18 protein-coding genes and 1 tRNA gene are annotated in these 20,977 nt (G+C 74.7%); 6 read left to right on the plus strand and 13 right to left on the minus strand.

Annotated features, from left to right (window positions below; translation table 11 throughout):
- The first annotated feature begins 16 nt into the window (after positions 1-16).
- Positions 17-1,972: an APC family permease gene (locus ABD665_RS17290; RefSeq protein WP_344742560.1), complete on the plus strand. Its 1,956-nt coding sequence runs from the start codon at positions 17-19 to the stop codon at positions 1,970-1,972.
- Between the two features lie 140 nt (positions 1,973-2,112).
- Here the strand turns inward: ABD665_RS17290 and ABD665_RS17295 are convergent, their stop codons facing one another.
- Complete coding sequence (locus tag ABD665_RS17295) at positions 2,113-2,913, minus strand: TIM barrel protein (protein ID WP_204910167.1); 801 nt, start codon at positions 2,911-2,913, stop codon at positions 2,113-2,115.
- A 55-nt stretch (positions 2,914-2,968) separates the two neighbouring features.
- A complete protein-coding gene (locus ABD665_RS17300) occupies positions 2,969-4,129 on the minus strand; it encodes a Gfo/Idh/MocA family protein (protein ID WP_344742561.1) in 1,161 nt (386 codons plus the stop codon).
- A 114-nt stretch (positions 4,130-4,243) separates the two neighbouring features.
- Here ABD665_RS17300 and ABD665_RS17305 point away from each other — a divergent pair, with 114 nt between their 5' ends.
- Positions 4,244-4,921 carry a TetR family transcriptional regulator gene (locus tag ABD665_RS17305; protein WP_204910168.1) on the plus strand — a complete coding sequence of 226 codons (678 nt, stop codon included), beginning with the start codon at positions 4,244-4,246 and terminating at the stop codon, positions 4,919-4,921.
- A gap of 161 nt (positions 4,922-5,082) precedes the next feature.
- Here the strand turns inward: ABD665_RS17305 and ABD665_RS17310 are convergent, their stop codons facing one another.
- Positions 5,083-6,852 carry a hypothetical protein gene (locus tag ABD665_RS17310; RefSeq protein WP_204910169.1) on the minus strand — a complete coding sequence of 590 codons (1,770 nt, stop codon included), beginning with the start codon at positions 6,850-6,852 and terminating at the stop codon, positions 5,083-5,085.
- Positions 6,853-7,047: 195 nt separating this feature from the next.
- Positions 7,048-7,968, minus strand: coding sequence for a hypothetical protein (locus tag ABD665_RS17315; RefSeq protein WP_204910170.1), 921 nt, complete (start codon positions 7,966-7,968; stop codon positions 7,048-7,050).
- On the opposite strand from ABD665_RS17315, the gene ABD665_RS17320 reads away from it, so the two are divergent.
- Positions 7,961-8,323, plus strand: coding sequence for a hypothetical protein (locus ABD665_RS17320; RefSeq protein WP_204910171.1), 363 nt, complete (start codon positions 7,961-7,963; stop codon positions 8,321-8,323). The two genes, ABD665_RS17315 and ABD665_RS17320, sit on opposite strands and share 8 nt — an antisense overlap.
- A 119-nt stretch (positions 8,324-8,442) precedes the next feature.
- On the plus strand, positions 8,443-8,970 hold the full coding sequence (locus tag ABD665_RS17325; protein WP_204910172.1) for a DUF1990 family protein: 528 nt from the start codon (positions 8,443-8,445) through the stop codon (positions 8,968-8,970).
- Positions 8,971-8,998: 28 nt separating this feature from the next.
- Here the strand turns inward: ABD665_RS17325 and ABD665_RS17330 are convergent, their stop codons facing one another.
- On the minus strand, positions 8,999-9,886 hold the full coding sequence (locus tag ABD665_RS17330; RefSeq protein WP_204910173.1) for an alpha/beta fold hydrolase: 888 nt from the start codon (positions 9,884-9,886) through the stop codon (positions 8,999-9,001).
- Between the two features lie 53 nt (positions 9,887-9,939).
- Between ABD665_RS17330 and ABD665_RS17335 the strand changes: the two genes are divergently transcribed.
- Positions 9,940-10,731: an SDR family oxidoreductase gene (locus tag ABD665_RS17335; protein ID WP_204910174.1), complete on the plus strand. Its 792-nt coding sequence runs from the start codon at positions 9,940-9,942 to the stop codon at positions 10,729-10,731.
- 40 nt (positions 10,732-10,771) lie between these two features.
- Here ABD665_RS17335 and ABD665_RS17340 read toward each other — a convergent pair.
- A tRNA-Thr gene (locus ABD665_RS17340) sits at positions 10,772-10,847 on the minus strand.
- A gap of 122 nt (positions 10,848-10,969) precedes the next feature.
- Between ABD665_RS17340 and ABD665_RS17345 the strand changes: the two genes are divergently transcribed.
- A complete protein-coding gene (locus ABD665_RS17345; RefSeq protein WP_204910175.1) occupies positions 10,970-11,389 on the plus strand; it encodes a DUF6992 family protein in 420 nt (139 codons plus the stop codon).
- 19 nt (positions 11,390-11,408) lie between these two features.
- Here ABD665_RS17345 and ABD665_RS17350 read toward each other — a convergent pair whose 3' ends face one another.
- The 7 genes from ABD665_RS17350 to topA all read right to left on the minus strand — a co-directional run bounded on the left by ABD665_RS17350 (position 11,409) and on the right by topA (position 20,879).
- Complete coding sequence (locus ABD665_RS17350) at positions 11,409-13,031, minus strand: alpha/beta fold hydrolase (RefSeq protein ID WP_204910176.1); 1,623 nt, start codon at positions 13,029-13,031, stop codon at positions 11,409-11,411.
- Positions 13,028-13,924, minus strand: a complete 897-nt coding sequence (locus ABD665_RS17355) for a regulatory iron-sulfur-containing complex subunit RicT (RefSeq protein WP_204910177.1) — start codon at positions 13,922-13,924, stop codon at positions 13,028-13,030. Before ABD665_RS17355 ends, ABD665_RS17350 begins: the two co-directional genes overlap by 4 nt.
- A gap of 325 nt (positions 13,925-14,249) precedes the next feature.
- A complete protein-coding gene (locus tag ABD665_RS17360; RefSeq protein ID WP_204910178.1) occupies positions 14,250-14,648 on the minus strand; it encodes a BLUF domain-containing protein in 399 nt (132 codons plus the stop codon).
- A 48-nt stretch (positions 14,649-14,696) separates the two neighbouring features.
- Positions 14,697-15,875, minus strand: coding sequence for a DNA polymerase III subunit delta' (locus tag ABD665_RS17365; RefSeq protein ID WP_204910179.1), 1,179 nt, complete (start codon positions 15,873-15,875; stop codon positions 14,697-14,699).
- Positions 15,872-16,516: a dTMP kinase gene (gene tmk / locus ABD665_RS17370; RefSeq protein ID WP_204910180.1), complete on the minus strand. Its 645-nt coding sequence runs from the start codon at positions 16,514-16,516 to the stop codon at positions 15,872-15,874. The genes ABD665_RS17365 and tmk overlap by 4 nt, the downstream gene beginning before the upstream one ends.
- Positions 16,513-18,048, minus strand: a complete 1,536-nt coding sequence (locus ABD665_RS17375) for a CHAD domain-containing protein (RefSeq protein WP_204910181.1) — start codon at positions 18,046-18,048, stop codon at positions 16,513-16,515. Before ABD665_RS17375 ends, tmk begins: the two co-directional genes overlap by 4 nt.
- Positions 18,048-20,879: a type I DNA topoisomerase gene (gene topA / locus ABD665_RS17380; protein WP_344742562.1), complete on the minus strand. Its 2,832-nt coding sequence runs from the start codon at positions 20,877-20,879 to the stop codon at positions 18,048-18,050. Before topA ends, ABD665_RS17375 begins: the two co-directional genes overlap by 1 nt.
- Positions 20,880-20,977 lie beyond the last annotated feature (98 nt).

The raw sequence follows: 20,977 nt of genomic DNA on the forward strand, positions 1-20,977 counted from the left end.
GGCTTCACTGGATCTCGTGGTCACCACCCTCGCGCCCGACGTGCGCCCGTCCGGCCTGCGCACCTGGCTCATGAAGGGCACCGAGCAGCACCCCGCACGCCACCCGGGCCCGCACGCCGCGCCGCCGCCCGCGGAGAAGACCCACTCCTGGTGGAAGGTCATGTGCCTCACCGGCGTCGACTACTTCTCGACCCTGGGCTACCAGCCGGGCATCGCCGCCCTCGCGGCGGGCGCGGTCAGCCCGATCGCGACCGTCGTCCTCGTGGCCCTCACCCTGCTGGGCGCGCTGCCCGTCTACCGGCGGGTGGCGAAGGAGAGCCCGAACGGCGAGGGCTCGATCGCCATGCTCGAGCGGCTGCTGACCTTCTGGAAGGGCAAGCTCCTCGTCCTGGTGCTGCTGGGCTTCGCGGCCACCGACTTCCTGATCACCATGACGCTGTCGGCCGCCGACGCGACGGCCCACCTCACCGAGAACCCGCACCTCGAGCCGTACCTGGGCGGCCACCAGGTCGTGGTCACGCTGGTCCTGCTCGGCCTGCTCGGCGTGGTCTTCCTGCGCGGGTTCACCGAGGCGATCGGCATCGCCGTCGCCCTGGTCGCCACGTACCTCGTGCTCAACGTCGTCGTGATCGGCGTCGCCGCGTTCCACGTCCTGGCCGCACCGCACGTCTGGGTGGACTGGCGCACCGCGCTGTTCACGCAGCACGGCGACCCGCTGATGGTCGTCGCGGTCGCGCTGCTGGTGTTCCCCAAGCTGGCGCTCGGGCTGTCCGGCTTCGAGACCGGCGTCGCGATCATGCCGCAGATCGACAGCGCGCCCGGTGACACCCCGGAGCGTCCGACCGGCCGCATCCGCGGGGCCCACCGGCTCCTCGGCACCGCCGCGGTGATCATGAGCGTCTTCCTGATCAGCAGCAGCCTCGTCACCACGCTGCTGATCCCGGCCGCGGACTTCCAGCCCGGCGGCCCGGCCAACGGGCGCGCGCTCGCCTACCTCGCGCACTCCTACCTCGGCAGCACGTTCGGCAGCGTCTACGACGTCTCGACGGTCGCGATCCTGTGGTTCGCGGGAGCGTCGGCCATGGCCGGCCTCCTGAACCTCATCCCGCGCTACCTGCCGCGCTACGGGATGGCGCCCGCCTGGGCCCGGGCCGTCCGGCCGCTGGTGCTGATCCTGATCGGCGGCGCGTTCGTGATCACCGCCCTGTTCAAGGCCGACGTGGACGCGCAGGGCGGGGCGTACGCGACGGGCGTGCTCGTGCTGATCTCCTCCGCCGCCGTCGCGGTGACGCTCGCGGCACGCCGGGCCCGCCAGCGCGGGCTCACGATCGCCTTCGGCGCGATCGCCGTCGTCTTCCTCTACACGACCGGCGCGAACGTCGTGGAGCGGCCGGACGGCGTCAAGATCGCCGCCGTCTTCATCGCGGCGATCCTGCTGGTGTCGTTCGTCTCCCGGTTCGGCCGGGCGTTCGAGCTGCGGGTCAGCGAGGTGACCTTCGACCACCTGGCCGACACCTTCGTCCGGGACTGCGCGACGCGGACCATCCGCTTCGTCGCCAACGAACCGGACCGCGGCGACCGGGCCGAGTACAGCGACAAGCTGCGCCAGGTGACGAAGGACAACGACATCCCCGACGCCGGCGACGTGATCTTCGTCGAGATCACGATCACCGACCCGTCCGACTTCGCCAGCCGGCTCGACGTCGTGGGCGAGGTCCGCCACGGGCGCTACCGGGTGCTGACGCTGCGCGGCTCGACCGTCCCCAACGCCATCGCCGCCCTGCTGCTCGAGACCCGCGACCGCACGCGCCGCCTGCCGCACGTCTACTTCGAGTGGACCGAGGGCAACCCGGCCCTCAACCTGCTGCGGTTCTTCCTCTTCGGCGTCGGCGAGGCCGCCCCGGTCACCCGCGAGGTCCTCCGCCGCGCCGAGCGCGACCGCACCCGTCGCCCCCACGTGCACGTGGGCTGAACCCGCTCCCCGCTCCGGGCCCGTCCCAGCGGGCCCAGGACTTCCACGTCGACGTGAAAGACCGCTGCCCTGCACGGCAGGTCTGCCGTGCAGAGCAGCGGTCCGGTGCGGTCAGCGCGTGCTGACCGACGAGCTCAGGATCAGCTGCCGAGGTTCTGGCGCAGCCAGGCGTAGCTCTCCGCGATGCCCTTGAAGGTGTCGCCCTCGTAGTGGTCGAACTCGATCACGGCGTACTGCGCGCTCGGCGCGGCCTTCAGCGCAGCGGCCAGCGGGACGTCGCCCTGGCCGGCGGGCGCCTGGTCCTTCGGCATCTGCCGCGAGGTGATGCCCGGCTTGATGGGGCCGTCCTTCACGTGCACGGCGATGACGCGGTCGCCGAGGCGACGGAGCAGCTCCACCGGGTCGGCCCCGCCGGCGGTCGCCCAGTAGAGGTCGACCTCCAGCAGCACGGACGGGTCGAGCAGGCCCGCGAACAGCTCGAGGACGGGCGTGCCGTCGATCGTGCCGGACAGCTCGTGGTCGTGGTTGTGGTAGCCGACCTTGAGGCCGAGCTCGGCGCCCTTGGCGGCGGCCTCGTTGAGGCGGTCCGCGTTGCGCTGGACGTCCTCCATCGTCTGCCAGTGCTCGGCCGGCACGTACGGGTCGATGACGACCTGGACGCCGAGCGTCTGGGCCGCGGCGAAGACCTCTTCGGCCGGCGGACGCGTCAGGAGACCGTCGGGCGTGTTGGCCTCCTTCTCGATGAGGACGGCGTGGGCCGTCGGCGAGCTGAGGCCGTAGCGGTCGAACGACGCCTTGAGCGCGTCGGCGCGACGGACGAAGTCGAAGGCCTCGACGGTGGTGAGGCCGGTCTCGGCGAGCTTGCCGAGCGAGCCGTCGAGGTCGGCGTCGAGCTCGTCGTGGATCGAGTACAGCTGGACCGAGATCTGGGGCGTGGTCATGCGGGTGCTCCTTCGCTGGTGGCGTGGGGTGGGCGGTGCTGCGGGTCGAGCGGGGTCAGAGCGTCCGCTCGAAGGGGTCGAAGCCCTCGGCGACGGCCGGGATGCGCTCGACGCGGCTCTCGACGTCGACCACGCGGCCCTCGTGCACCGACTCGTCGATCGCGACGAGGGTGTCGAGGACGTGGTAGCCGAGGTCGCCCGAGGCGAGCGGACGGCCGCCCGTACGAGCGGCGCGGGCCAGGTCGAGCACGCCGAGGCCGCGCTCGGCGTACACGCCGGTGACGGGCACGTCCTCCCACGTCTGCGGGGCGCGCAGGGCGGCCTGGACGGCCTCGGCGTCGCCGCCGTCGGTGATCTTGACGCCGCGGGCGATCTTGACCTCGCCGGTGAACCGGTTGGGGTCGGGGATGACGAGGGTGCCCTCGCTGCCGATGACCTCGACGACGCCCTGCCGCTTGAGCGGGGAGTCGAAGCTGAAGACGCTCTGGCTGAGGCCGCCGTCGACGTAGCGCGCGATCGCCGACACGTGGGTCGGGACCTCGACGTCGAAGGTCGTGCCGCGGCGGTCGCCCACGAGGACGTCGCGCTGCGCCCGGCTCTGGGAGCCGAACGCGGCCACGCTCTGCACGGAGCCGAAGACGTGGACCAGGGTGGTCACGTAGTAGGGGCCCATGTCGAACACCGGCCCGGCGCCGCGGGCGAACAGGAACTCGGGGTTCGGGTGGAAGGTGTCCGGCCCGATGTACTGCATGACGGTCTGCGCCGACAGCGGCTGGCCGATGTCGCCGTTGGCGATCGCGCGGCGGGCGCTCTGCACGCCCGGGCCGAGCACCGTGTCGGGGGCGATGCCCACCAGCAGGCCGGCGGCCGCGGCGGCAGCCAGGAGCTCGCGGCCGCTCTCGCGGTCGGTGCTGATCGGCTTCTCCGACCACACGTGCTTGCCGGCGGCGATGGCCTGCCCGGACACCTGGGCGTGCACGGCCGGGATGGTCAGGTTCACCACCAGCTCGACGTCGGGGTGGGCGAGCACGTCCTCGGGGGTGCCCGACTCCGGTACGCCGAAGCGCTCGGCCTGGGCCTTCGCCGCCGCCTCGTTCAGGTCACCGAGGATGACCACGCGCACGTCCGGGAACTTGGTGAGGTTCTCCAGGTACGTGCTGCTGATCATCCCGGTGCCGATGAACCCGACACCGACCGGTCCGCTGCCTGCCGACACTCGATCGCCTTCTCTCTCGTCTGCTCTGACGGGTCGCCGCGTACCGGCGGCCGCTTCGTTCGAATCGTAACCAACTGCTAAGTTTTGGTGCAACCCGGGGTGGAGGTGAGGACGGTGGACGTGACACCGGACGCGAGCGCGGACGTGACGGCAGGGGTGACCGCGGACGGGTCGGCGGAGGCGGTCCGCGCGCCCCGGGCGGAGCGCGGTCCCTACCGCAAGGGCGTGCAGCGCCGCCAGGAGATCGTCCGGGCGGCCGCCCAGGTGTTCGCCGAGCGTGGCTACAACGGCGGTTCGCTGCGCAGCATCGGCGAGCGGGTGGGGGTCTCCTCGGCCTCGCTCGTGCAGTACTTCGGGACCAAGGAGGGCCTCCTCGCCGCGGTGCTCGAGGAGTGGGCGCGCGAGAGCCGGCCCGCCGGCGCCGACGGGCTGCGGGGGCTCGCGTGGCTCCGCAGCATGCGCGGGGCGATGGTCTACAACTCCACCCGCCGCGGCCTGGTGGAGCTGTTCCTGACGCTGACCGCGGAGGCGACGAACCCCGGCCACCCGGCCCGCGCCTTCGTCCAGCACCGCTACGCGACGGTCGTCGCGGAGCACGAGCGGCACCTGCGCCAGGCCGTCGCGGACGGCGAGGTCGCGCCCCTGACGCAGACCGAGGTCGAGCAGGAGGCGCGGCTCTTCGTGGCCGCGATGGACGGCATGGAGCTGCAGTGGCTCCTCGACCCCCGGGTCGACCTGCTCGAGCTGTTCGACCGCTTCCTCGAGACGACGCTCGCCCGCTGGGCCGGCTGAGCCGGCACCTCCGTCAGGCGTACGGGCCCCAGACGCGCGCGTACGGCCCGTCGGCCGGGTCGGCGCGCCACCCGCGTGGGGTGGGCGTCGAACCGACCGACGGACCGTTCTCGACCGGGTACCAGCCGCCCCCGCGGCTGGTTCCCGGCAGGTTTCGCGGGCTAGCTCCGGCGACCCCGCAGGGTGAGGCCGAGGCCGGCGAGCAGGAGGAGCAGGCCGGCACCGAGCAGACCGGCGAGGCCGGAGGCGGCCCCGGTCTGCGCGAGCCGGTCGTAGCCGCGGCCGTCGTCGCTGCCCAGGCCCTGCGGGCTCGTCAGGGACAGCGCGTCCGAGGCGGGCCGACCCTGGTTGCCGTCGCCGTTGCCGTTGCCGTTGCCGCCGTTCCCGTTGCCGTCGCCGTTCCCGTCGCCGTCGCCTGTCCCGTCACCCGGGACGGTGGGCGTGGTCGGGGTGGTCGGCGTCGTCGGGGTGGTGGGGGTGGTCGGCGTGCCGTCCGTGCAGCCGAGGGCGTTGACCAGGACGCAGGCGTCGACGGTGCCGACGCCGGGGATGTCGGTCCCGACCTCACCGATCACGACCGGCACGACCGGGACGACCGGACCCACCGGCCCGGTGCCGCCGGAGGTGCAGCCGAGGGCGTTCAGCAGGACGCAGGCGTCCACGTCACCGACGACCGGCAGGTCGGCGTCGACCTGGCCGACGACCGGGGGCAGGAGGACCGGGAGGGTCGGAGAGGTACCGGTGGACCCGGTGCCCGGACCGGCGCAGCCGGTGGCGTTGACCAGGGCGCAGGCGTTCACGTCGCCCACGACCGGCAGGTCGGCCGTGGCCTCGACGATCGCGGTGACGATCGGGTCGGTGCCGGTCGGGCCCGTGGTCCCTGTGCCCGGGCCGGTGGTGCCGGTGCCGGTGCCAGTGGTGCAGCCGGTGGCGTTGACCAGGACGCAGGCGTTCACGTCACCGACGACCGGCAGGTCGGCGGTGGCCTCGACGATCGCGGTGACGATCGCGTCGGTGCCGGTCGGGCCCGTGCTCCCCGTGCCCGTGCTCCCCGTGCCGGTACCGGTACCGGTGCCGGTGGTGCCGGTGCCGGTGCCCGTCGTGCAGCCGCCCGCGTTGACGAGGGCGCAGACGTCGACGTCACCGACGACCGGGACGTCGGTCGCGGTGGCCTTGACGACCGCGGTCAGGAGCGGCGCCGGGGCGAGGCTCGTGCCGGGGCCGGTCCCCGGACCGTTGCCCGCACCGCTTCCCGTGCTGGGCCCGGTCGAGGCGTGGCCGGGCGTGTGGTCGCACCCGTCGGTGTTGACCAGGACGCAGGCGCGGACCGGGAGGTCGAGGACCCGTCCGTCGGCGAGGACCCGGACGGCCGGGACCAGGCCCTTCAGCAGCGCGGCGTCGGCCCGGACGTCGAGGGCGTGCTGACGCTCCGCCTCCCGTGCCTTCGCCGCCTTGACCTTCGCCGCCTTCGCGCGGGCCGCCTTGACGGCCTTCTCCCGCGCCGCCTCGGCCCGGGCGGCCTTCGCCTTCGCCGCCTTCTGCGCCTGGTGCAGCCGCTGCGTCCTCTCGGCCTTCTCGGCCCTCGCGACCCGGGCCTGGGCCTGGACCTGCACGAGGCTGCGGTTCGTGCGGGTGGCGCTGGGAGCGCTGCTCCGCGAACCCGAGCCGACGCGGACGGCGACCTGCTGGCGGTGGCTGCTGCCGGTGCCGACGCGGACGCTCGTCCGGTGCTGGCGCGAGCCGAGGTCGACGTCGGCGCGGACCTTGACCGGCGTACGGAGGGAGACCTTCAGGCCTCCGGAGCGGGCCTTGCTGCTGCTCGACCCCGAGCTCTTGTGCTCGGACGAGCCGTGGTGGGTGGAGACCTTCACGATGCCGAGGTCGAGGCCGTCGTGGTCGTCGGCCTGGGCCGCGCCGGTGCTGAGCGCCAACGCTCCGACCGTGCACGCTGCTCCTGCGAGCAGTCGGGTGAACCATGCGTTCATGGGGGTTGCTTCTCTCTGGGTGTCAGGGGTGCGGGCCGACCGACCACCGTGGGGTGGCGGGGCCCAGGAACCGGCGCGCAAGGGACGCCGTGCCGACCTGCCGGAGAGGCAGGTGAGGCACCTGGGGTGGAAAGAAGAAGGTCAGTCGGGAGCGAAGCCGGGCTGACGCAGCAGCTCCAGCGTGCGACCGGGACGCCCGTGGGCCGGCCGGTCGTGCAGGGCCGTCAGCCCGGGGATCCCGGCCGCGGAGGCCAGGGCGGGCACCACCGGGGCGGAGGCCCCGGACTGGGCGGAACCGTCGGGGACGAGGCCCGCGCCAGTTCCGGTCCCGGACGCGCCGGGGGTGGTCAGCAGCGACACCGCGGCGGTGAGCCGCGGCACGGCCCGGCCGAGGCCGTCGGCCTGGCCGGAGTGCAGCGACCGGGCGTCGTACGCGCCGGTCGGAGCGAGAGGTGCCTGCGGGCCGACCGAACCGAGCAGGCCGGCGGTCCGGTCCGTCCCGGTGGTCGGCGCGAGCACGTCGGACGTCGTCGACGTCGCGGCTAGCAGGGTGGTGGCGGGCAGGATCGCGCCGGGCAGGGTCACGGGTGCCGGGGCCGCGGGGAGGTCGACGGCGGGCAGGTCCACGCCGACGCCGAGACCGGGGAGCTGGACGCTCGCCCGTACCGACGGCAGGGACACGTTCACGCCGAGCGACGGCAGGGCGACGAGGCCGAGGTCGACGGCCGGCAGGTCCACGGCCAGGTCGAGGTCGGGGAGCACGGCGGGCAGGCTCTCGACCGTCCGGGTCACGCCGCGGAGGTCGAGCGTGACGGCGGCCGGCCGCGGGGCCGGCGAGGAGGGCTTCGTGGACGTGGCTGGGCGGCTCCGGACGTGGAGCACGGTCGCCGTCACGCGGTCCACCGCGCGGTCGACCTGCTCGACCCGCTTCTTCTCGGCCGCCTTGTGCGCGAGCTTCCGCGCCTTCTCGGCCGCCGCGCGCTGCTCGTGCGTGGGCTGCACCCGGACGACGGGCTTCGTCGTCCGCTGCACCGTCCGCACGACCGGCTTCGCGGTGCGCACGAGCGGCCGCACGACGTCCCTGCGGACCGAGACCCGCGACGAGGTGGAGGCCGCCGACGTGCGGCGGGTCGACGCCTTCGTGCCCGACCGGGACGACGAGTCGGACGAGGGGCGGGACGCCTTCGAGGAGTGGGAGTGCGAGGAGCCGGAGCCGGTGACCGCCTTCGTGGTCTTCTTCACCGTGCTGGACACGTGGTCCAACGTCCCGCTCAACCCGCTGTCCGCCTGCGCGGCACCCGACGTCACGGCCAGGCTCGCGGCACCGGCCGCCAGGACCAGCCCGGCCCGGAGGACCCACCGGCGCAGGCCGGCGCCTGCGGCGTCTCGGGACCCTTCCCGGCGCCGCCACCCCTGACCCCCGAGGTCTGACGTGTCGATGTCCGCACTCAACCAGCGCCGCGGACCCGGCGCAGCAGATAAGTCCGAGAATCAGAAGATTCTCAGCGCCGGGACCGGCCGGGCACAGTGGGAGACGTGACGACGCCAGGACCGGCCGACCCCGCCCTCACGTACGCCGAGGTCGGCGCGACGAGCGGCACGCTGCCGCCGGGCTACCACCACCTCGACGTCGCCCGGGTGGTCGGTCAGGGCCGCGACTGGTTCGACGTGGCCGCCGCCCGGGTGCTGACGTGGGAGGTGCAGCGCCGGGCCGGGCTGGAGGTGGCGGCGACGCGCGAGGTCGCGCTCGGCGTCCGGGCCGTCCTCCGGATGCGCGTCGGCCCGGTGCCCGTCCGCGCGCCCGTCGAGGTCGTGGTCGTCACCGCCGAGCCCGACCGGGTCGGCTTCGCGTACGGGACCCTCGAGGGCCACCCGGAACGCGGGGAGGAGCGCTTCGAGGTCGTGCTGCGCCCCGACGGCGCCGTGGAGGCGCGGATCCGGGCGTTCTCCCGTCCGGGGCGGTGGTTCACGAGGCTGGCCGGCCCGGTGGGGCGCCGGCTGCAGCGGTCGACCACGACGCGCTACCTCGACGCCCTGACCCAGCCGGTGCCCGACGCGTCCTGAGCCGGTCGCGCGCGGGCCGCGCGCCGGGTCAGCGGTGCGCGGCGAGGTGCGCGAGGACCAGGTCGGCGACCCGCTCCGGGGCCTCGCGCTGCGGGAAGTGCCCGACGCCCTCGACGACGACCCGCTCGTACGCGTCGAAGTGGCCCTCCTGCCCCTCGGACTCCGAGGGCGGGTCGCAGGTGTCGGCGCCCCCCTGGACCATCAGCGTCGGCACGGTGAGGTGCTCGACCGCCGCGACCCGCGCGCGGACGTCGTCGTAGCGGGCGTCGACGGGCTCGTCCGCCAGGAACCGCGTGCGGTAGCCGTTGAGGGTCGTGGCCGGCCAGTCCGGGTGCCGGAACGCGACCGCGGCGGTGGCCTCCAGCTCGGCCTCGTCCCACCAGCCCGGCGGGCTCCAGGTCTCCCACTGGCGCCGGGCGAAGCCGACCGGGTCCGCCCGCACGGCCTCCGCGCCGGCGTCGACGTACATCAGCCACTGGTACCAGAAGTTCTGCGCCTGGGCGAAGGACGGGAACGCGAAGGTCCCGCGCGGCTGGTAGGCCAGGGCGAGCGCGGCGATGCTGCTCAGCCGCTCGGGCACCAGCGCGGCGAGCTGGTAGGCCACCCGGGCGCCCCAGTCGTGCCCGACCACGGCGAACCGGTCGACCCCCAGCGCGTCGACGAGGTCGAGGACGTCGGAGGCCAGCGCAGCCGCCGTGGCGTCCCGGACCGTCTCCGCCGAGCGGAACGTCGTCCCCCCGGTCCCCCGCCACTCGGGCAGCAGGACCCGGTGGCCCGCGTCGGCCAGCCGCGCGGCGACCGGCCCCCAGGAGCGGGCCGCGTCCGGCCAGCCGTGCAGCAGCACGACGGGCGCGCCCTCCGCCGGACCGAGGACGGTGTAGGCCAGCTCCAGCACGTCGGTGGTCACGGTCGGCACCCGCGGAGCGTAGCCGGGCGGGAGCGTCCGGGGCCGGGTGGTGGGATGGCCGGATGAGCGCACCCGTCCCGTCCGTCCCCGCCCTCTTCGACCTCACCGGGACGCTCGCCCTGGTGACCGGCTCCAGCCGCGGCATCGGGCGCGCGCTGGCCGAGGGCCTGGCGGGGGCGGGCGCGACGGTCGTGCTGAACGGCCGCGACCCGGACCGGCTCGAACGGACCTGGTCCGAGCTCGCCGCGACGTGGGGCGCGGACCGGGTGCACGCGTACGCCTTCGACGTCACGGACGAGCCCGCGGTCGAGGCGGCCGTCGCTCGGGTGCGGAGCGAGGTCGGGGAGGTCGGCGTCCTGGTCAACAACGCCGGGGTCCAGCACCGGGTGCCGATGGTCGACCTCGACGCGGCCGACTGGCGCCGGGTGATCGAGACCGACCTGACGAGCGCGTTCCTCGTCGGCCGGGCCGTCGCCCGGAGCATGATCAGCCGCGGTCGGGGCAAGATCGTCAACGTCGCCTCGGTCCAGTCGGACCTCGCCCGGCCGGGCATCGCCCCCTACACGGCGGCGAAGGGCGGCCTGCGGAACCTCACCCGGGCCATGGCCGCCGAGTGGGCCGCCTCCGGGGTGCAGGTGAACGCTCTCGCCCCCGGCTACCTCGCGACCGAGATGACGCAGGCGCTGGTCGACGACGAGCAGTTCGACGCATGGGTGCGGGGCCGGACGCCGGCCGCCCGCTGGGGTACGCCGGCCGACCTCGTCGGGCCCGTGGTCTGGCTCGCCTCGGCCGCGTCGGACTTCGTCAACGGCCAGACGATCTTCGTCGACGGGGGCATGACGGTCGTCGTGTGAGGGGTGCTGGAGAGCGGGTGCGCCCCGGCTCCGGGGCGGCTGGAGCCACCTGTCGGATTCGAACCGACGACCTACGCTTTACGAGAGCGTCGCTCTACCAACTGAGCTAAGGCGGCGTGCGGTCGCGGGCGGCGGAGCGCCTCACGAACGACGGCCTACTGTACCCAACGCGGAGCCCGGCGTCGAAGCGAACGCCCCGGCACCGGCCCGGGCCTCTCCGCCGTGGTCCCATCGGGTGATGGATCCCTGGCTGCGGCAGCGCGCCCTCTCCCGCGTCACGGTCGGCTGGTGCGTCCTCAGCACCGTCGTCGGCCTCCCCCTCGCCGCCCGCGGCGACGCGTTCTGGCGGGCGTTCGGGCGTCAGCAGGTCGGTTGGGCCGCGGTCGACGCGGGCGTCGTGGTCGTGGCCGACGCCCTGCGCCGGCGACGGATGCGCCGCGGCAACCCGTACGCCCCCGCCACGCTGCAGCGCGAGCGCCGCACCCTGCGCCGGGTCCTCGCGGCCAACGCCGTGGCCGACGCGCTCTACGTCGCCGGCGGCGTCTGGCTGTGGCGGGCGAGCCCGGACCGGCCCGGGCGTGCGGGAGCGGGTGCGGGCATCGTCGTGCAGGGCGCGTTCCTGTGCGTGCACGACACGTTCCACGCGCTGCGCGCCTGACGACAAGGCCCACGGGGCCTCAGTCGGTGCAGCGCACCCCGTCCTGCGGCACCCGACCGTCGTTCAGGTAGGCCTGCACCAGACCGCGCACGCACGCGCTCGACCCGTACGCCGTGTGGCCCTCGCCCTCGTGCGTCACCAGGACGGCGGAGTCGAGGTCCCGGGCCATGTCGCCCGCGTACTCGTACGGGGTGGCCGGGTCCCCGGTCGTGCCCACGACCACGACGGGACGGTCCCCCACCCGGTGCAGCCGGCCGGTCTTCGGCGCGGGCGCCACCGGCCAGAGCGGGCAGAAGACGTCGGCCCCGTTGAACGGGCCGAGCACGGGGGCCTTGCGCTCCAGGCCGGCCGCGCGGCGGTCGGCGGCCGCCACGCTCCGGGCCTGGCTGTCGAGGCAGCGGATGGCCGGGAAGGCGGTGGCCACCGAACCGTAGTGCCCGTCGGCGCCGCGCTCGTTCCCGGCGTCGGCGAGGCCGAGCAGCCCGGACCCCTGCCCGCGCAGCGCCTGCTCCAGGACGGCGGACAGCCGCGGCCAGCCGGCCGCGCCGTCGTAGAGCGGCGTGACGACCCCGGACACCCCGAGCGCCTGCGTCAGCTGCCGGTCACCCGAGCCCGGGAGCGGGTGGGCGTCCAGGTCGGTGAGGATCCGGCGGACCGTGGCGAGCACGTCCGCGCGGTCGCGGCCGAGGGCGCAGCCCTGGGACTCGCACCAGCTCGCGAAGTGGCCGAGCGCCCGCTCGAAGCCCTGGATCTGGTCGACCGGGGAGTCGTCGCCGAGGTCGACGGCGCCGTCCAGCACCATCGGGCCCGTGTGCTCGGGAAAGGTGTCGGCGTACTGGGCCCCGATCTGCGTCCCGTAGGAGAAGCCGAGGTAGTGCAGGCGTTCGTCGCCCACGAGCCCGCGCAGCAGGTCGAGGTCGCGGACGGTGTCCGCAGTCGAGATGTGCTCGAGCAGCGCGCCCGACCCGGCCAGGCAGTCGCGGCCGAAGCCCTCGACCGCGGAGTTCAGGGCTGACGCCTCGGCCGCGTCGTCCGGGGTCCCGTCCAGCGCGAAGAGCCGGTCCAGCGTCGCGTCGCTCGAGCAGCGGACGGGCGTCGAGCGGCCGACCCCGCGCGGGTCCCAGCTCACCAGGTCCCAGTGCTCCAGCCCCTGCGTGGAGAAGCCGGACAGCAGCCCGAGGCCGGACCCGCCCGGGCCGCCGGGGTTGAGGAAGAGCGACCCGAGCCGCGGCGACGCGGTGGCCCGGACGCGGCCCATCGTCAGGGTGAGCGCCCGGCCGTCCGGCGCGGACCAGTCCAGCGGCGCCGCCACGGTCGCGCACTCCACCCGCCGCGTGCAGCGCGACCACGTGGGCCGCTGGCCGGTGTAGCGGGCCAGGCCCGTCCCGGGCGGCGGGTCGACGACGCCGGGGGCCACGACCGCGGGCACGGGCAGCAGCGGCCGGCCGTCGGGCGGCGTCGGTGCGACGTCCGGCAGGACCGGCCCGCTCGGCGCGGCCGACGAGACGCCCGGGACCGGGCTGCCGGGCGGGCTGCTGGCCGGGCCGGACGGCGGGCCGGCGCTGCACCCCGCGAGCAGGGACACGAGCACGACCGCGACGCCGGCCAGCCGGACGGCGACCGGGGAGCGGCGCGACGTCACGCGGACGGGTCGCTCCGGCGCCGACGTTCCTTCGTGCGGCCGGGGGTGGGCTCCGGGCGCTCCTCGTAGGTCTGCCGCGAGCCGCAGACGCTGGCCCGGCTGCACGAGCTGACCGCCCCGCTGTCCTTCATCCGCACGAGGACCGCGTCGGCGGGCACCTGGTGGGCCACCACGACCCCGGCCTCGCCGTCGACCTCCACGGACGCGCCGACCCCGGGCACCTCGCGGGCGAACTCGGCGTAGAGGGGGTGCTCGTACTTGAGGCAGCACATGAGCCGGCCGCAGGCCCCGGAGATCTTGAGGGGGTTGGGCGGCAGGTCCTGGACCTTCGCCATCCGCAGGCTGACCGGCTCGAAGTCCTTGAGGAAGGTGGCGCAGCACAGGTCGCGGCCGCAGTTGCCGATGCCGCCGGTCAGGCTGGCCGCGTCGCGCGACCCGACCTGGCGCAGGTCGATCCGGGAGTCCAGGGCGCGGGCGAGCTCGCCGACCAGGGACCGGAAGTCGACCCGCTGCGGGGCCGTGAAGTAGAAGACGACCAGCTCCTCGGGAGCCGTTGTGGGGTCGAGGTAGTCGACGCCGACGATCTTCATCGCCAGCCCGTGCCGCTTGATCAACCGGCGGGCGACGAGCTTGGCCTCGGCGCGGCGCCGGCGGTGCTCCGCGTCGCGCGCGACGTCGGCCTCGTCCGCCGGACCGGCGCACACGGGCAGGTCGACCAGCCCGGCACCCTGCTCGGGATCGACCCACTCCGGGGCCCAGACGCACTCGGCGACCTCGGGGCCGGCGTCCGTGGGCACGAGGACGCGGTCCCCGACGTGGAACGTGGCCTCGCCGGGGTCGAGGTAGTAGAGCCGTCCGTAGCGCTCGAACGACACCGCCATGACGCGGGGCATGGGCGCCAGCGTACGAGGCCCCACCAGGCCGCTCCGTCCGGGAAAGACGGAAGCCCGGCAGATGCGGGTCTGCCGGGCTTCCTCGGGTGGGCGAACTGGGGGGCAGGGAGCCCACCCGCGCCAGGTACGTCGGGGACGGTTCGAGCCGCACGCGAGGTGCGCCCAACCTGTCTGCTCATGTCTAGTCGATCGACGCGGCGCGCGTCCACCGGAGGGCGCAAGCCGCAGCAGGAACTGAGGTTTTCCTGAACTACGGCTGCGGGTCGGCGTCCGGATGCGGCCCACGAGCGGGGGATCGGCTGTCGATGTGGCCTCGTCGGGGCGGTCAGTGACCGGTGTCGAAGATCCCGAGGAGGTCGCGGACGAAGACGGCCTCGGCGTCGCTCTCGCGCGGGAGGACGCCGGCGGGCGGCAGCCCCCCGGAACCGCCGTCGGCGGCACCGAACCCCATGCTCCAGTCCGGGAACTCGCGCTCGTCCTGCTCGCGGGTCCGCACCAGCGTCACGTCGTCGTGGCGCGGGTCCTGCTCGATGGAGGCGTACAGCGACTCGACGACGTCCTGGTCGCCCTCGAGCACCTGGAGGAAGCCGCCGTCGGAGTAGAGCAGCAGGCCGGTGATGCCGACGGCCTCGTTGTAGGTCCTGCTCGCCCACATCAGCTCGAGGAGGCCCTGACCGGTGACCGACGCCGCCACCCGGCTCACGTAGACGAGCGAGAACGTCACGCGCGGAACACTAGGACAGAGCGGGGCCCGACGGACGATCCGCGCCGCTCACGCCTCGACGAGGGTGATCATGGTCGACTCCAGCGCCAGCAGCGGGGCGACGTTGCCCTCCAGCGCCGTGCGGCAGCCCAGCAGGGCGTCGATGCGGCGCAGGGTGGACTCGGGCGACGAGCGCCGCGCGAGCGTGGCCAGCCGGGGCCCCAGCGCGTCGTTGACCAGCGCCGCGCCGGACCCGGTCTGCAGGCTCAGCACGTCGCGGTAGAAGCCGGTCAGCTCGGTCAGCGCGCGGTCGATCGCGTCCCGCTGGAAGCGCTTGGCGCGGGCCCGCTGCTGCTCCTCGAGCTCCTTGACCGCGGCCGCCGCCTGGCGCGGACGTGCGCCCCGCGTCCCGAAGCCGAGGGCCTCCTCGAGCGCGGCCCGCTCGCGGGCGTCGACCAGCTCGGTGGCCGCCGTGGCCTCGGCCGAGCACATCTCGACGAGGCGGGCCGCCGCACCCAGGCAGGCCGAGAGGCTGGTCAGGCCGAAGGGGATCTGCAGGATCTCCCGACGGCGCTCGCGGGCCGTCTCGTCGCGGGCCAGGACCCGTGCGCGTCCGACGTGGCCCTGGGCCGCCTTGGCCGCCTCGGCCGCGAGCGCGGGCTCGACGCCGTCCCGGCTGACCAGCAGCCGGGCGACGGCGTCCGTCGTCGGGGTGGCCAGGGACAGCAGCCGGCAGCGCGAGCGGATGGTCACCACGACGTCGTCGGAGGTCGGGGCGCAGAGGATCCACACGGTCGCGGGCGCCGGCTCCTCGACGCTCTTGAGCAGCGCGTCGGCGCCGCGCTCGGTCACCCGGTCGGCGTCCTCCACGACGATCACCTGGCGGCGCCGCATCGTGGGGCTCATCGCCGCCCGGCGGACGAGGTCACGGACCTCCTCGACCCCGATGGACAGCTGCTCCGTGCGGACGAGCGTCACGTCCGGGTGGGCCCCGCTCAGCGCCGTGCGGCAGCCGTTGCAGGTCCCGCAGCCCGGCTCCACCCCGCCGGGACGCTCGCACTGCAGGGCGGCGGCGAAGGCCCGCGCCGCGTTCGAGCGACCGGAGCCCGGGGGCCCCACGACCAGCCAGGCGTGGGTCATCGCGTGCTCGACGCCGCGGGCCGCGCGGCGCAGGGTCTCCACCGCCGCGTCCTGGCCGACCAGGTCTCCCCACACGCCGTAGGCGACGTCGGGCGCGTACGCGCTCATCCGGGCAGTGTGCCAGCCGGGTCCGACAGCAGGCGGTCCACGCGGGTCGCGATCGTGGCGGCCAGCTCCTCGCGCGAGCGCCGGGCGGGCAGCACCAGGTAGCGGTCCGGGTCGCGGGCGGCCAGGTCCAGGAAGAAGGCCCGGGCGCGGTCGTGGAGGTCCAGGCCGGCGGACTCGAGCCGGTCGGGTTCGGTCAGGGTGCCCAGCCCCTCGGCCGCCTCCAGGTCGAGCAGCACGGTCAGGTCGGGCCGGAGGTCCTCGGTCGCCCAGCGGGCGACGCCCTCCACCTCGTCCGGGTTCAGGACCCGGCCGGCGCCCTGGTAGGCGACCATCGAGTCGACGTAGCGGTCGCAGACGACGACCGCGCCGCGGGCCAGGGCCGGACGGACGAGCTCGTGCAGGTGCTCGGCCTTGTCGGCGGCGTAGAGCAGGGCCTCGGTCCGCGCCCCGACGTCGCCGGCGTCGCCGTGCAGCAGGACCCCGCGCAGCAGGGCACCGAGCGCGGTGGCGCCGGGCTCGAACGTGGTCACGACCTCGTGCCCGCCGGCGGCCAGGTGCTCGGCGAGGAGCCGCACCTGGGTGGACTTGCCGACGCCGTCGCCGCCCTCGAAGACCACGAAGATCCCGGTCGGGGCGGTCATGCCCCACGCTTCCGGACCGACTTCGCCCAGCGCTCCACGAAGTCCTGGCGGGCCCGCCGGTGGCGCTGCCGGGCGCGCTCGTGCTCCCGGCCGGCGGCGAACGCCTCGGCCGGGCTCAGCGCGTCGAGGTCCGGGACGGCGGGCGGCGGCCCGAGCCGGACGGCCGCGAGCAGCGGCGCCGGCTTGCGCAGCAGGGCCAGGGCGGCGGCCGCCTCCTCGGGCAGGACCGGCGCGGCCACCCGCGCGAGCGCGCGCAGCCGGTCCGTGGCCCGGCGGACCTGGTCCCAGGCCGCGTCGGTGGCGTCGGCCCGCAGCGGGTCGGCGACCTCGCGCAGCCGTCGGGTCTCCACCTCGAGCAGGCGGGCCAGGACCTCGACGGCCGGCTCGGCGCCGTCCACGGTGAGCCGCGGCGTACGCGCGGCGGCCACGAGGCGCTCGAGGACGGAGAGGTAGCGCTCGCTGCGCAGCGGTGCCGCCGGGGTGCCCGGCGCCCCCGCCGGGCCGAGCCCGTCACGGACCGCCTGCTCCCCGGTCGCGGCGACCAGCCAGTCCAGGTCGTCGGTGAGGTCCTCGGTCCACGAGGGCTCGAGCCCGGGCGCGAGGCCCGCCAGCTCGGCGCGGAGCGCGGCCGCCTCGGCCGAGAGCCGGCCGAGCGCGTCCCCGTCGCCGCCGCGCAGGGCGAGGTCGCAGCGGACGATCTCGCGGAGCCGGTTGCCGACGACGGCACCGACGAAGCGGCGGAAGGGCATGCTCCCGTCGAGCGCCTGCTCGGCCGGGATGTCGGACGACCCCGTGGCCGGTGCGCCCAGCCGGGTCACCAGCCGCGGGAAGCGGGGCACGCGGTTGGCCCCCACGCTGCGGAACGCCCGGTCCACGGACGCGCGCTGGTCGTCGCTCAGGCCCGGGCCGACCGGGGTGAGCATGACCTCGCGGTAGCGGGCCGTGGTGAGACCGCCACGGCGCACGGTCACCTTGTCGTCGCGGATCAGCGCGAGGGTGGTGCCGGCGTCGTCGCGCAGGGCGAACTCCCGCCGGTCGCAGTTCAGGGCCGCGACCGGGCCGAGGGTCGCGCGCCGGCGCAGCGGACGGATCAGCGACGCGAGGTCGTCCGGCAGGTCCGCGTGGCCCATCAGCTCGATGCGGTCCTTGGGCAGCAGCGGCTGCCAGTCCGGCGCGGTGAGGAACCACTCCCCCCGCCCGTCCAGCACGCGGTGCGCCAGCAGCACGCCGGAGCGGATCAGCCGGTGGTCCGGGGCGTCGAGCAGGGTGACGTCGATCGTGTACGGGGCGTTGTGACCGCCACGGGCGACGACGTTGTGCAGGCCGACGTCCCGGTTGACGAGCCGCGGCTCGACCGAGCTGAACGGCACGTCGTACAGACGCTGGCCCGGTGGCCGCCCCGGGACCGGCGGCGGTTCCGGGGGCAGCGGCTCCTCGACCTGGAGCAGCCGGGCACGCCGGGCCTCCGCGCGGTCCTGCTGGCGGGACCTCTTCGCCTCGGCCCGGCCCGCCTTCTTGCGGCCCTTGGCCATCAGCTCGTCGGTGCGGAGGCCGTGGCGCGCGGCTTGGCGGCCGCCTTCTTCGCCGGTGCCTTCGTGGCCGCGGTCTTGCTGGCCGCGGCCTTCTTGACGGGTGCCTTCTTGGCCGCCTTGGCCGGCGCGCGTCGCGTCGTCTTCTTCGGCGCCGGGCCCTTGGCCCGCTTGTCCGCCAGCAGCTCGGCGCCGCGCTCCGCGGTGATCGTCGTCGGGTCGTCGTCGCGGCGCAGGGTCGCGTTCAGCTCACCGTCGGTCACGTACGCGCCGAACCGGCCCTCCTTGACCACCATCGGGCGCCCGGAGACCGGGTCGGGACCGAGCTCGGCCAGCGGTGGCTTGGCCGCGGCCCGCCCCCGCTGCTTGGGCTGGGCGTAGACCGCCTCGGCCTGCTCGAGGGTGATGTCGAAGATCTGGTCCTCCGACTCGAGCGAGCGGGAGTCCGTCCCCTTCTTCAGGTAGGGCCCGTAGCGGCCGTTCTGCGCGGTGACCTCCTCGCCGTCCAGCGTGCCCACGACGCGCGGCAGGCTCATCAGCCGGAGCGCGTCCTCGAGGGTGACGCTGTCGACGCTCATCGAGGCGAACAGCGACCCCGTGCGGGGCTTCGCGCTCTTGGGCGCGTCCTCCTCGAGCACCTCGGTCACGTACGGGCCGAAGCGGCCCTGCTTGGCCACCACCGTCCGGTGGGTCTCCGGGTCGGTCCCGAGCTCGCGCTCCTCGCCCATCGGCTTGCTGAGCAGCTCCTGCGCCAGCTCGTACGTGAGCTCGTCCGGGGGCAGCTCGTCGTCGACGTTCGCGCGGCGCCCGTCGGCGTCCTCGACGTAGGTGCCGTAGCGGCCGACGCGCACGACGACCGTCGAGCCCAGGTCCCCGACCGGGAAGGTCGAGAGCCGGCGGGCGTCGATGTCGCCCAGCTCGGAGACCAGGCGCTGCAGGCCCTCGTGGCCGGCCAGGTCCTCCTCGGAGATGACCGGCGCGTCGGGACCGGGCTCGCCGTTGGCGTCGGTGCTGCGCTTGCCGCCGGCACCGAAGTAGAAGTCCGTCAGCACCGCGACCCGCGCGGCGTTGCCGTTGGCGATCTCGTCGAGCGTGTCCTCCATCTGCGCCGTGAACTTGTAGTCCACCAGCGCCGGGAAGTGCTCCTCGAGCAGCCGGGTCACGGCGAAGGCGAGCCAGGTCGGCACCAGGGCCGACCCCTTCTTGAACACGTAGTCACGGCTCGTGATCGTGCGGATGATCGACGCGTAGGTCGACGGCCGGCCGATGTCGAGCTCCTCGAGCTTGGCCACCAGCGACGGCTCGGTGTAGCGGGCCGGGGGCCGCGTCTCGTGGCCGGCCGGGGTGAGCGACTCGGCCCGCAGGGACTGGCCCTCGGTCAGCTGCGGCAGCCGCGTCTGCGCGTCGTCGCCGCTGGAGTCGGGCTCGTCGCTCGACTCGACGTAGGCCTTGAGGAAGCCGTGGAAGGTGAGGGTGCGCCCCGACGCCACGAACGTACAGGGCTCGGCGCCGGCGGGGGTCGCCTCGATGCGCACGGTGGTGGAGAACCCCTCCGCGTCCTTCATCTGCGACGCGATGGTCCGCATCCAGATCAGCTCGTAGAGCCGGAACTGGTCGCCCCGCAGACCCGTCTGGGCCGGGGTCCGGAACGTGTCGCCGGCGGGCCGGACGGCCTCGTGGGCCTCCTGCGTGTTCTTGCCCTTGTTGGCGTAGACCCGCGGCGACGCCGGCAGGTAGCTCGCGCCGAACAGCTGGGTGACCTGCGCGCGGGCCGCGTTGATCGCGGTGTCGGAGAGCACCGAGGAGTCGGTACGCATGTAGGTGATGTAGCCGCCCTCGTAGAGGTCCTGCGCCACCGACATCGTCCGCTGCGCCGTGAAGCCGAGCTTGCGGCCGGCCTCCTGCTGCAGCGTGGTGGTGCGGAAGGGCGCGTACGGCTTGCGGGTGTACGGCTTGGAGTCGACGCCGACGACCGAGAACGGGGCGGTCTCCAGCGACGACGACAGCGTGCGGGTCTGCGCCTCGTCGAGGTGCACGAGGACCTCGTTGGACCGGGTCAGGAGCTGGCCGCGGCTGTCGAAGTCACGACCCTGCGCGACGCGGCGGTCCCCGACGCGTGTGAGCCGCGCCGGGAAGTGCGGCGGCTCGGCCCCGTCGCCGGCGTCGAGCACGGCGTCCAGGTCCCAGTACGACGCGGTGCGGAACGCGATGCGCTCGCGCTCCCGCTCGACCACCAGGCGGGTGGCGACGGACTGCACGCGCCCGGCCGACAGCCGGGGCATGACCTTCTTCCACAGCACCGGGGAGACCTCGTAGCCGTAGAGGCGGTCGAGGATCCGGCGGGTCTCCTGGGCGTCGACGAGGTCGGTGTCGAGGTCGCGGAGGTTGGCCACCGCGTCGGCGATCGCCTTGGGCGTGATCTCGCGGAACACCATGCGCCGCGCCGGGACCTTGGGCTTCAGCTCCTGCAGCAGGTGCCAGGCGATCGCCTCGCCCTCGCGGTCGTCGTCGGTGGCGAGCAGGAGCTCGTCGGCCTGGGCGAGCGCGTCCTTGAGGGAGCGCATCGTGGCCTTCTTGTCCTGCGCGACCACGTAGAGGGGCTCGAAGTCGTGCTCGACGTCGACGCCGGTGCGGGCCCACTTCTCACCCTTGTACTTGGCGGGGACCTCGGCGGCACCGGTCGGGAGGTCGCGGACGTGACCGCGGCTCGACTCGACGATGTAGCCGTCGCCGAGGTAGCTCGCGATGCTCGCGACCTTGGTCGGGGACTCGACGATGACGAGCCGGAGCCCGCTCCCGCCCGCCTTCGACCGGCCTGCTGCCGCCTTCGCCACGTGATCCTCCATCTGGTGCCCGCCCGCTCGGGGCGCGAGCCGGGCACACTCTACGGCCCGGTCTACCCCTCCAGCGCGCAACGATGCAGCGCGCTCGA

It is taken from the genome of Microlunatus spumicola, from assembly GCF_039536445.1.
GTDB classification, from domain to species: Bacteria; Actinomycetota; Actinomycetes; order Propionibacteriales; family Propionibacteriaceae; genus Microlunatus; species Microlunatus spumicola.

Bases quoted from the DNA above. Each gene is read 5' to 3' on its own strand.
- ABD665_RS17345 (WP_204910175.1), top strand. From the start codon at position 10,970: ATGGATCCCTGGCTGCGGCAGCGCGCCCTCTCCCGCGTCACGGTCGGC.
- ABD665_RS17375 (WP_204910181.1), bottom strand. From the start codon at position 18,048: ATGGCCAAGGGCCGCAAGAAGGCGGGCCGGGCCGAGGCGAAGAGGTCC.
- ABD665_RS17335 (WP_204910174.1), top strand. From the start codon at position 9,940: ATGAGCGCACCCGTCCCGTCCGTCCCCGCCCTCTTCGACCTCACCGGG.
- ABD665_RS17295 (WP_204910167.1), bottom strand. From the start codon at position 2,913: ATGACCACGCCCCAGATCTCGGTCCAGCTGTACTCGATCCACGACGAG.
- ABD665_RS17355 (WP_204910177.1), bottom strand. From the start codon at position 13,924: ATGCCCCGCGTCATGGCGGTGTCGTTCGAGCGCTACGGACGGCTCTAC.
- tmk (WP_204910180.1), bottom strand. From the start codon at position 16,516: ATGACCGCCCCGACCGGGATCTTCGTGGTCTTCGAGGGCGGCGACGGC.
- ABD665_RS17365 (WP_204910179.1), bottom strand. From the start codon at position 15,875: ATGAGCGCGTACGCGCCCGACGTCGCCTACGGCGTGTGGGGAGACCTG.